The following is an 11,282-nucleotide window of genomic DNA, read 5'->3' as shown; positions in this document are numbered from 1 at the left end:
TTAAGCTTTGCTTTGCTTGCCATCCTCTTGCTTATGCCGTTGGCGTACGCGATCTCCCGGTCTGTGCTGAGTCCGATCGAGCAACTGAGACTGAACGCAGGAAAACTTGCTGCCGGGAATCTCTCCGAAAAGATCGTACCTTCGGGAAGTCTGGAGTTTGAAGATCTTGCCAGGGACTTCAATATCATGGCGGATCAATTGAAGCAGAAGATACAAAACATTGAGCAACAACATGATCGCACCGAAGCATTGCTTTCCAAGATGGTGGAAGGCGTCCTGGCGATTGACCGTCGGGGCAAAGCCGTATTCGCTAACACCGCGTTTTGTAAAATGGTCGGTTTAAGTCAAGAACGAATTCAAGGTAGATCCTATCTTGAAATCACGCGCAGCGACCAGCTTTCGGATTACATAACCGCTCTTTTAAGGGAAGACATGCCACTGGAAGCAAAAGAGATCACGCTTTTCGGTCCTGACGAGGAAAAGAATTTTGCTGTTCAGGCTTCCCGTATTCAGGAAGATCATCCGGATGCAGGCCTGGTTTTGCTCGTTTTTCATGACATCACGAGGATCAAGAAAATTGAACAAGTCCGGAAGGATTTTGTGGCAAACGTGAGTCATGAACTTCGAACGCCGTTGACGGCGCTCAAGGGTTCTACAGAATTGCTGCTGGATGGCGGATATGCGAAACCGGAAGAGAGCAAAAAGTTTCTGGAGATCATGGATAAGCAATTGCGAAACATGCAAAATCTAGTTACCGATATGCTCAATCTCGCGGCGGTGGAAGAGACGGGAAGCGGGCTGCGAAGAGAGATGGTAGAGTTAAACGACCTGGTAGAAGATATCTTATCGCTGATCCGTCCGATGGCAGAGAAGAACAATCAGAAATTCCTTGTGCAAATGCCGCATGAAAAAATACTGCTCAACGTGGATCCTTCACAAATTACAGATGCATTGATGAATTTGCTGGATAATGCGCTGAAATATACACAGGAAGGGGGAACCATTGAGCTTACGGTGCGCACGGAACAAGAGAATTTGATTCTTCAGGTTCGCGACAACGGTCCTGGAATTCCATTCAATCAAATTTCCCGAATATTCGAGCGCTTTTATCGCATCGACAAAAGCCGTTCCCGCGAAATGGGAGGCACCGGCCTGGGACTCGCGATTGTAAAACACGCGATTGAGAATCACGGTGGCACAGTCTCTGTGCAAAGCGAGCCCGGAAGCGGTTCTCTTTTTACCCTTGTCCTGCCCGGCACCGCGTGGCAGCTCGCGCAGGGCGCCCCTACCGCCTGATTCTCACCGTTAAGCGCGGATTGCATATTTGTGAATATGCCGTTACTATTCTGTAAAAGCTTTGATAGGAGTATTGGCTGATGGCGTTTTCGCTAATTCCAAGGGATGAAAAATTCTTTGATCTGTTCGAACAGCAGGCCCGGTCGATCCAGGAAGCGGCAAAACAGTTTCTGGATCTAGTTCAAGATTGGAATGACAAACATCCCGGAATAGCTCGCTTAAGGGATCTGGAGCATGAGTGCGATATCACGACTCATGAAATCATGGATAAGCTGAATCGCACGTTTGTTACGCCGATCGACCGGGAGGATATTCACGCGCTGGCAAAAGAGCTCGACGATGTGGTGGATATCATTCAGGCCATCAGCGAACGAATGCTCCTTTTTAACATTACCAAGACCAGTGAGGAGCTCATAGAGCTTGCAAAAACTCTCGAGGAAGCAGTTCACAATGTTTCCAAGGCTCTGACCAGTATCCGCGAATTGAACCGTCCACGCAGAATCCTGGATTATTGTATCGAAATAAACCGCCTCGAAAACAGGGGGGATCGCACCTCTGAGAGGGCAATAGGGGCTCTGTTTCACAATAATCAGGATCCGATGGAAGTCATAAAGTGGAAAGAAATTTATGATGCCACCGAATCGGCGATCGATAAATGCGAAGACATTGCTAATATTATAGAAGGAATAGTTGTTAAGCACGGATAACGAATGGAGTGGGGCCTTATCCTTGTTTTGCTTCTCATCCTGGGCGCTGAATTTGTAAACGGCTGGACCGATGCGCCTAATTCCATGGCAACGGTGGTTTCAACGCGAGCTCTTCCCCCGATCATAGCCCTTGTGATGGCGACGATTTTCAATCTGGCTGGAGTGTTACTATCGGGAACTGCTGTAGCAAAAACGATTGGAACGGGAATCGTCAATCCTGATGTCATTAACCTAACAACGGTAGCCAGCGCGATGCTCGGAATTATCATCTGGAGCAGCGTGGCGGCTTACTGGGGTTTGCCAACCAGCGAAAGTCACGCATTGGTTGCCGGCCTGGCGGGAGCAGGTTTGGCTGCCGCCGGTCCCGATGCTTTACTTTGGGTTGGCTGGAAAAAAGTATTGATCGGCCTTGTGTTTTCCACATTTATTGGTTTTGGTGGCGGATTCCTCATCATGATGGTTATTTATCGCATCTTTAGAAAGGTGAATCACTCCAGGGTGAGAGGCCTATTCCGTTATTTACAGGTTTTTTCTTGCGCATTCATGGCTTTCAGCCATGGAACAAATGATGGACAAAAATTTATGGGAGTCTTTACCCTTGCTCTCGTTCTCGCGGGCGTTTTTTCGGAATTCGTGATCCCACTTTGGGTTGTTCTTATATGCGCGATAACTATGGCTATCGGCACGATGACCGGCGGATGGAAAATTATGAAAACGATGGGAATGCGTATGACGCACCTGGACACCCCGCAGGGTTTTTCTGCCGAACTTGGCGCTGCAACCACCATTGAAATTGCTACCCGGCTGGGCATTCCAGTCAGTACGACGCATACGATCAACACTTCCATCATGGGAGTTGGCGCCGTCCGCCGCTTTTCCGCTGTGCGCTGGGGTGTTTCCGGGGAGATTATTACCGCATGGGTCCTGACTTTCCCGGTTTGCGGTACAATCGCGTTTCTCGTGACCAAGTTCGTTCAACTAATCAAACTTGCGTTCTAATCCCAACCTGGATTGATCGTGGGCATCGATAGTGCATAATCTACTCGATAACTCTTACTTTCCTGATGCTGATTATCCTGCTGAACTTATTTTTATGGTTTCCCGCTCTCCAGGGTTATGGAAGCGTTCAACTCTTCCTTCGTAGAAGAATCTGCTCAGATCCAATGGACGTTGAGTATCAGTTCGCGGAGGCTTTCTTCGGCATCATCGTTCTTGCAACGATCGGAAGCCTGTTGAATTTCTTTGTTGCAATCACTCCAACTGTCGTCGCAGTGCTGCTCGTGATTGGATGGGGACTTTGCTCCCTTCGATTGAGCAGGCTTAAAGTTTCAACAAGATCTCTTCTTTTTCTACTGATCTGGATGATATTTGTTTCATTCTGGGCTACGCAACCGCCGCGGAATCCTGATTCGGCTCTATACCACATTCAATCCATTCGCTGGATCAATGAAAATCCGGTTCCACTGGGACTTGCGAATCTACACCAGAGATTTGGATTCAACACGCTCTGGTTTCCGTTTGCCGGGATTCTAACTTTGCCCGTTTCGGGAATGCAGGAGGTGAACTATTTTTCTGCTTCTGCTATGCTGATTTATCTTTTCGGAATCGCCGTCGCGCAAGCGATTCACGTTTTACGCAAGGAATCTGGAATTGCGCCGCAACATCTTTTTTTGTTGCTTTCGGTGCTTGTCATCATCGGAAATGTGGTGAGGCGGAATATCAGCTCCCCCTCTCCTGACCTTCCTGTGGTCTTGTTGTGCCTTCTATCGGTTTATTTTGGTTTAGAGGCGCTGCATGCCGGTAAAGACCGGACCTTTAGCTGTTTTCAACTCGTCATCTTTGCACTGTTTGCAGTTATGATCAAGTTTTCTGCTGTCCCTCTCATGCTCATTCCCTTGACGCTTCTGATTATTAGAAGAGTCCAGCGCATTTCACTCTCATGGAGAAAGTTGCTCGGTTATTGTCTCATTTTTGGAGGAGTGATTGTGGTGATCTGGCTATCGAGAGGTGTCGCACTTTCCGGCTGTCTTGCTTTTCCTGTTGCGCAGACTTGTTCTGAAAAACTTAGCTGGAGCATTCCACGATGGATGGCGAAAAATGAATGGATCTGGGACCGGGCGACGGCACGCACTCTCATTGTACCGGTTGTCTCCGGATGGGACTGGCTCTCCCCCTGGTTTGTTTTGCTCGTCCGTTCCATTGATTTTGTTTTACCCATGATTCTAATTCTGGCAGCTGTGCTTCTGTTTTTGAAACGAGATTTCGCTTCGCAGGGACTATGGTTTTCACTACCCCTGTTGATAGCTCTCCTGTTTTGGTTTTTTACTGCCCCTGATCTTCGATTTGCCGCAGGTTATTTCTGGTCTTTATCGATTTTGATGTTGAGTCTTGCGATCGAAAAGCATTTAAAAGGAACCCGCTCCATCATTAAGATCGTAATCCCAATCACTGTTCTGATTCTGGCGGTCATCCTGCCTCTGAGGACTTCTATGTATTTAGGGTTACCTCCTATTCGCAAAGCGCTTCGTAATGGTACAGAGTTTTTTGTCACATTGCCTGCGATCGAATCACAGACTCAGATCAAGCTCACGGACGATGGCGTCCCCATTTACGTACCTGTGGAAGGATATAATTGTTCAGTTTCGCCTCTTCCTTGTGCACCCATTCTTCATGGGAATCTGGTCGTTGAAAAATCTGCAGAGGGGTATTTTAAAAAATTCTATTTTCCTAAATAAACTGTTTACCAGACCGGCCGGGTGGTAATGAGCAGTTGGGCGACGTGTCTTTCGATCGGCCGGGAGAAAAAGAACCCCTGGGCATAATCACATTGCAATGCTTTCAGCTGCGCGACCTGTTCCTTATTTTCTACGCCTTCCGCAATCACGTCCATTCCCAGGTTGCGAGCAAGATTCATGATGGTACGTACAATTTCGAGATTCTCATCAAATCCCATACGTGTCACAAACGAATGGTCGATCTTTAAGGCATTAATGGGAAACCGATGGAGGTAACTCAAGGAAGAGTACCCTGTCCCAAAATCATCGATGTGAAGTTGTACTTGGAGCGCCCTTAACTTTTCGAGTGTATAGGTGATCGACTCCGGTCTTTCCATGATCGTGCTTTCCGTAATTTCCAGCATTAGAGTGTTCGGTTTTAGCTCCGTTTGTTCCAGAATCAAGCTGATGTCCTGCACAAGGTCGACTTGCGCGAATTGTTTGCTGGAAAGATTCACACTGATGGTCAAATCGGATTGAAATTGTTTTTGCCAGACTTGCAATTGCTTGCAGGCTTCTTCGAGTACCCACCTGCCAATCTGCACAATAAGTCCGGTCTCTTCCACATGAGCTATGAATTCATTGGGGTAGACCAAACCGCGATCCGGATGTTGCCACCTTATCAAAGCTTCAAAGCCGGTTAATCTGCCTGTCTTTAACGAGACTGTGGGCTGGTAGAAAAGCCGGAATTCCTGGCGTTCCAGGGCGCGTCTCAAGCTGGTTTCCATTTGAAGTTGCGCCACAGCCCGCGAATGCATTCCCTGATCGAAGATTTCGTGTGTCGACTTGCCCGCAGCTTTCGCGCGATACATGGCCGTATCCGCGTCGCGCAAGAGATCTTCGGGGCGATCGTATCCGGTTGCGCTAAGAGCAATTCCGATGCTTGCTGAAGTAAACACTTCCTGGCCGCTGATGGTAAACGGCTGAGCGAGATCCTGATGAATGCGGTCTGCAACAGTTGTAGCGTCTTTTACATCGTGGATATCTTCCAGAAGGATTGTGAACTCATCACCACCCAGTCTTGCAACTGTATCTCCGGGACGCAGACAGGCTTCCAATCTTCGTGCGATTGCAATGAGGAGCTGATCTCCCACCATATGTCCAAGACTGTCATTGATCATCTTAAAACGGTCAATGTCCAGAAACAGGACCGCAAAAAGGTAATCGTCACGGCGTTTTGAGCGGCCCAGGGATCGCGCCAGAAGATCGGTGAACAGAGCGCGGTTCGGAAGACCGGTGAGTACGTCGTGAATTGCTTCATGCATCAAACGTTCTTCAACGAGTTTGCGATCTGTTATGTCCGTTTGCGAACCCACCAGGCGGTAAGCCTTGCCGTCTTTATCCCGCACGGCCAGAGCGCGGCTTAACATCCAGAGATAGCTTCCATCGCGATGCCGCATGCGATGTTCATTTTCAAAATGGGGAGCCAGGACTTCCAGATGCGCGGCAATTTCCGCTTTCAGGCGGTTCAAATCATCCGGATGAACACGATCAAACCAGGCATCCGTTACTTCGCCGATTTCGTATTCCAGATAGCCGAGCATTTGTTTCCAGCGGGGCGAATAGTAAATGCGGTCGGTTCTCAAATCCCAGTCCCACAGTCCATCGTTGGCTCCGCGAACCGCCAGAGAATAGCGCTCTTCACTCTGCCGTAGCGCTTCCTCAGCTGCTTTCCGCTCCGTTACATCGCGGAAACTCCAAACCCTTCCAATGCTCGCTCCGCCGATGAATTGAGGGCGCGAGTAGCGCTCGAAAACCCGTTCATCTTTGAATTCAAGGATGTCAAAACTTTCCGCCTGAGGATCGTTATAAAGTTCACGAACCTTCTTCAGGAATCCGTCCGGATCGACGAGCTGATCCAGGACATAAGCCAGAGCGCGATTGTCATCGCGCGATTCTATGATTTCAGCGGGGATCCTCCAGAGATCCGCGAATTTCTGGTTGTAGCTGGATATCTTTCCATTGGAATCCACTACGAGAATTCCGTCTGCGGTCGATTCCAGTGTGGCGCGCAATAATGACAACGAGGCATCCAGTTCCTCTTCTGCTTTTCTACGCACGGTAATATCACGCTGCGTGCCCCAGATCCGGTAGAGATAACCATTTTCAACAATTCCTACTAAATTATTAGCAAATACTTTATGGTTTCCATCACGGTCCAATTCATGGGACTCCATATCGGATAACCGGTATCCGGAGCGAATGAAAGCCCGCAACATCTGGAGGTTCCGCTCATCATCTGTCACAAAGAGATCGGCAAGGCGGGCGCCTGAAATTTCAGCGGCATGGTCATAACCATACATCTTTGCCATCTGGTCGTTGCATTCGGCCAGGACACCCTTGAGATAGGCGTATTCGATTTGCGCGTCCTCCGAGAGGTTGATCGGCATAGGCTCTTCGAATTCAAAACGCCAAATTGCTTCGGAGCTTTGCTCGATAAAAGCGCGGTAACGTTCTTCGCTTTGTTGAAGCGCCTGTGATGCCTGTTTCCTTTCAAGCGCCGTCCCGATGTGCCTGCATACAAAAGTTAATATTTCTTTTTCGTGTTCCCCGAAGCGGATATTCTTGGAATAGCTTTGAACTACAAGAACGCCAAAGGTTTGCCCCCCGGAATGAAGTGGCACGCCAAGCCAGTCTACGGAATCCGATCCCAGACTCACAACTTCACCGGCAGCTTCCATGGCGTCAAAGACTTCAGGAGTAGCCAGCAAAGGTCTGCCTGTGCGCAAAACATATTCTGTTAAACCTTTCGTCAGCTGTTGAGGTCCGGGCGGAGGATCAAACTCATCCCGAAAGTATGGAAAACGAAGCATATCGGTTTGTGAATCGTACAAAGCGATGTAGAAATTCTTTGCATACATGAGCTCTCCTACAATCTCATGAATGCTGGAATAGAGTTCTTGAATATCCTCCGCGGCCGCCGATCTTTTCGCGATTCGATACAGCGCGGATTGCAATTTTGCTGAGCGTGTGCGCTCTGTGACATCGCTAAAACTCCAGACACGTCCTACACTGATTCCTGCAATCCGCTGCGGCCTGGAGTACCGTTCCATAACCCGCCCATCTTTGAATTCCAGAACATCAGCGCTGTCCTCATTTGATTGATATACCTCTTTTACTTTGCGGATAAAGGCTTCCGGATCCCTCAATTGATCCAGAACAAATGCGAGCATGAGGGCTTCATCGCGGGAGTCTACGATGGCTTCAGGAATGCGCCAAAGATCGACAAAGCGCTGATTGTAAGTCATCCATTTGCCTTCACGATCAACGACCAGGATTCCATCAGCCGTGGATTCCAGAGTTGCTCTAAGCAAGGAGAGTGATTGTTCCAGTTCCCGTTCGGTGTCTTTCACTTCCGTGATGTCGAATGCGAGTCCGATAACACCGGAAATGGTTCCGTCATTCAGTCGCATGGGAGCCAGATGAACGTGATAGGATCTGCCCATCCAGACGCTATCGAAAGTAACTGTTTCACCCTTCAAAGCGTGCATGTGGGATTCCACAGGTATGTCGTCGTGCGAATGAACTCCGAAATAGTCCAGCACATTGAGTCCGACCAGCTGGTTCGGTTTCAATCCAAGTTTGGAAAGGCCGGCCCCCTGACTGGAAGTGATCCGGAAATCAAGGTCTGTGGTCCATAGAAGAGCAGGCATTTGTTCCACCAGAAAGCGAAAACTCTCCTGGGTAAGACTGGCTTTTTCTAAATCCTGCTGTGTCTTCTTTTGTGATGTAAGATCGGGGTAAAGCTCCATAGCAAAGTAACCAGTGACTAGTGGCTAGTGAGTGTCGGAAGAGATCATCATACTACAAACTTAGAGAGGATCGTTTCTACGACGTCTCCTGCGGCCCGGGGGTGGCCGGCTCTGCGAGCTGCTTCGCTCATCTGTTCCAGCTTTGCCCGATCGGAAATGATCTGAAACAATGTATCTTTGTAAATCCCCGGTTTGTGATTTACACAAATCGCAGAGCCTTCCTCTACGGCAAATCTGGCGTTCGCTTCTTCCTGTCCGGGAATCGGCTCCAAAAGGATCTGTGGCAATCCCATTGCAAGAGATTCCGAAACGCTTAGCCCTCCCGGTTTCGTAACGATCAGATCCGCCGCGCTCATCATCTCGGCAATGCGAGAAGTAAATCCAAAGATGATAAAGCGAGTGTCTTCTGCGAATCTTTGTCTCAGGCGCTTCTCCTTTTTGGCATCCGCACCTGCAACGACAAGGTATCGCAAGTCTGCATTCAGAGCGGCAAACTCCTGAAGCATCTCAACGCTCTTCTTGAACGTCAGCGCACTGCACAAAACCAGGATAACTTTTTCTTGTTCCGGCAGGTTCCAGGATTTTCGTGTTTCTTCACGCGATAACGGCGCGGAGAAAGCTTTGGAAATCGGGATCCCGGAAATCGTGATGTCTTTTTCTGGAACTCCGATCTGCTGCATCTCGCGTGAAACTCTGGAGGAAGCAACGAAATAATGATCGAGGCGGGTCCGTCTCCAGCAACGATGCGCTTCGTGATCTGTGATGATGGAGAAAATTCCGGAATTCAATTCTTTCATGGAACGCCAGTCTGTCAATAGAGCCGCGGGTGTAAAGTGCGTTGCGATGACATGCGAGAAATTGCACTTGTTTAGAAACTTCTTCAGTTTGGAGAATTGCCACTTCTGTGTAACTGCCGTCGCAGGTCTGTAGGGTCCTTTTGGCGCGTTGACAAGGTTGTATGTGAGCCGCCACAATCCACGGCTGCTCGTGATCATGAATTTGTAGGCAGATGAGTAAAAGCGGGACATCGGGGCAGGCAGGAATTCCAGCAGGTCGCGAAGCTCCGCCGCAATTCCTCTCTGCTCAAATTCTTCCAGCACGGCCTGCGCGGCGCGTTTGTGCCCCGATCCAAAGGAAGCGTGAATGATGAGAACTTTCATTTGATTTTTCACCGCAGAGAACGCTGAGATCGCAGAGAAACAAGAAAAGTTTTTTCTCTGCGTCCTCTGCGATCTCCGCGCGGTGAAATTTTACGACGATTTTGGCTGGATTTCGTCTGCTGATTTTTTTGCAATCGCTAAACGCGTTGCATGCCGGAACAAAATCCTTTTCACACGATCCGGAACAATCCAGGAAAGTCTTTCCACATAGACTTTCATTTTCTCGAAATGTTTTTTATTCCAGGGATAATGTTGAAGTATCAATTCGCTATCTTCCGAGTTAAAGACGTAATCCAGAATGATGAGCGTTACAAACGCATCATCGAGCCAGCCGAGAATAGGAACAAAATCGGGTACGATATCAATCGGTGTCAATAAGTATGCGAGTAGTCCACCCAATACAATCCGGTTTTGAAGAGGAATGCGTTTATCTTCAGCGACGTCTCGTACAAAATCGATTAGTTTTTGCATAAAAGCTCCTTTCTACTGCACCACAATCTTTTTGAATCGTCTTGTTCCCACTTTAAGTATATAGTCCGATCCCGGTTCAAGCGCTAGATTTGCTTTTTCATCTCTGATTTTTTGCGATTCCTCGCCACTTTTCATGAATGTGACGGCTCCCTGGCGTATCATTCTGCGAGAGTCGGAGTTGCTGGAAACTACATCACATAGACGGAGCAGCTCGAGAATAGTGTAAGAGCCCTGCTTCAAGGAAATCTCCTCGATTTCATCCGGAAGTTGTTTCTGGCTGAAAACTTTTCGGAATTCCGATGCGGCATCTTCAGCAGCTTCCGGGCTATGAAAATCTGTGATGATTCGTTTTGCAAGATCCTCCTTCGCTTCGCGAGGATGTTTTTGTTTGATCTCGTCAATTTGTGCGAGCGAAAGATCGGTAAGCAGCAGGTAATACCGGTACATCAGCTCATCGCTGATCGACATGAGTTTTCCAAACATTTCGGTGGGTGATTCGGTGATTCCAACATAATTTCCCAGTGATTTGCTCATCTTTTCTACGCCATCAGTGCCCTCCAGAAGCGGCGTGGTCATGATTACCTGCGGTTCTTGTCCGTATTGCCGCTGGAGTTCCCGTCCCACCAGAAGATTAAAGGTTTGATCGGTGCCGCCCAGCTCAACATCAGCGTGCAGCATCACAGAATCATAGCCCTGAGCGATTGGATACAGGAGCTCATGGAGACTGATCGGTAGAGCATTTTGCATTCGCTTTTGGAAGTCGTCCCTTGCAAGAATCTGGGAAACCGTATATTTGGCGCACAGTTTTATGAATCCTTCTGAACCAAGCTGTGAAAGCCAGCGGCTGTTGAAGTCGATTACCGTTTTTTCAGGATGGAGAATTTTGAAAACCTGCGATTTGAACGTCTCCGCGTTTGCGAGTATTTCTTCGCGCGTCAACGGTTTTCGCGCGATGGATCGGCCGGTAGGGTCCCCAATCATACCGGTGAAGTCGCCGATCAAAAAAACCACGCGGTGACCGAAATCCTGAAAATGCTTCATCTTGCGCAGTAGAACCGCGTGTCCCAGATGAAGATCCGGAGCAGTTGGATCGAATCCCGCCTTGACCGTGAGCGGTTTGCC

General features: G+C 48.6%; 8 protein-coding genes. 4 read left to right on the top strand and 4 right to left on the bottom strand.

Annotated features, from left to right (window positions below; translation table 11 throughout):
- The 4 genes from L0156_24840 to L0156_24825 form a co-directional block, all read left to right on the top strand.
- The coding region (locus L0156_24840; GenBank protein MCI0606227.1) for an ATP-binding protein at positions 1-1,296 on the top strand (1,296 nt) is incomplete at its 5' end.
- A gap of 80 nt (positions 1,297-1,376) precedes the next feature.
- Complete coding sequence (locus L0156_24835) at positions 1,377-2,003, top strand: DUF47 family protein (protein ID MCI0606226.1); 627 nt, start codon at positions 1,377-1,379, stop codon at positions 2,001-2,003.
- Between the two features lie 3 nt (positions 2,004-2,006).
- The gene (locus L0156_24830; protein MCI0606225.1) at positions 2,007-3,002 is read left to right on the top strand and encodes an inorganic phosphate transporter; all 996 of its coding nucleotides are present in this window, start codon (positions 2,007-2,009) and stop codon (positions 3,000-3,002) included.
- 65 nt (positions 3,003-3,067) lie between these two features.
- The gene (locus L0156_24825) at positions 3,068-4,738 is read left to right on the top strand and encodes a hypothetical protein (protein ID MCI0606224.1); all 1,671 of its coding nucleotides are present in this window, start codon (positions 3,068-3,070) and stop codon (positions 4,736-4,738) included.
- Positions 4,739-4,743: 5 nt separating this feature from the next.
- On the opposite strand, the gene L0156_24820 is transcribed toward L0156_24825, so the two are convergent.
- The 4 genes from L0156_24820 to tyrS form a co-directional block, all read right to left on the bottom strand.
- Positions 4,744-8,529, bottom strand: coding sequence for an EAL domain-containing protein (locus L0156_24820; GenBank protein ID MCI0606223.1), 3,786 nt, complete (start codon positions 8,527-8,529; stop codon positions 4,744-4,746).
- A 47-nt stretch (positions 8,530-8,576) separates the two neighbouring features.
- A complete protein-coding gene (locus tag L0156_24815; GenBank protein MCI0606222.1) occupies positions 8,577-9,689 on the bottom strand; it encodes a glycosyltransferase in 1,113 nt (370 codons plus the stop codon).
- A 90-nt stretch (positions 9,690-9,779) separates the two neighbouring features.
- Positions 9,780-10,160, bottom strand: coding sequence for a DUF1232 domain-containing protein (locus tag L0156_24810; protein ID MCI0606221.1), 381 nt, complete (start codon positions 10,158-10,160; stop codon positions 9,780-9,782).
- A gap of 12 nt (positions 10,161-10,172) precedes the next feature.
- Positions 10,173-11,282, bottom strand: a 1,110-nt coding sequence (tyrS, locus tag L0156_24805) for a tyrosine--tRNA ligase (protein ID MCI0606220.1), incomplete at its 5' end; no start/stop codon positions are given.

The organism is bacterium, from assembly GCA_022616075.1.
Lineage (GTDB): Bacteria > Acidobacteriota > HRBIN11 > JAKEFK01 > JAKEFK01 > JAKEFK01.
Note: the sequence above shows the minus strand (reverse complement) of the source record. Positions and strands in the feature narration are given on the sequence as shown.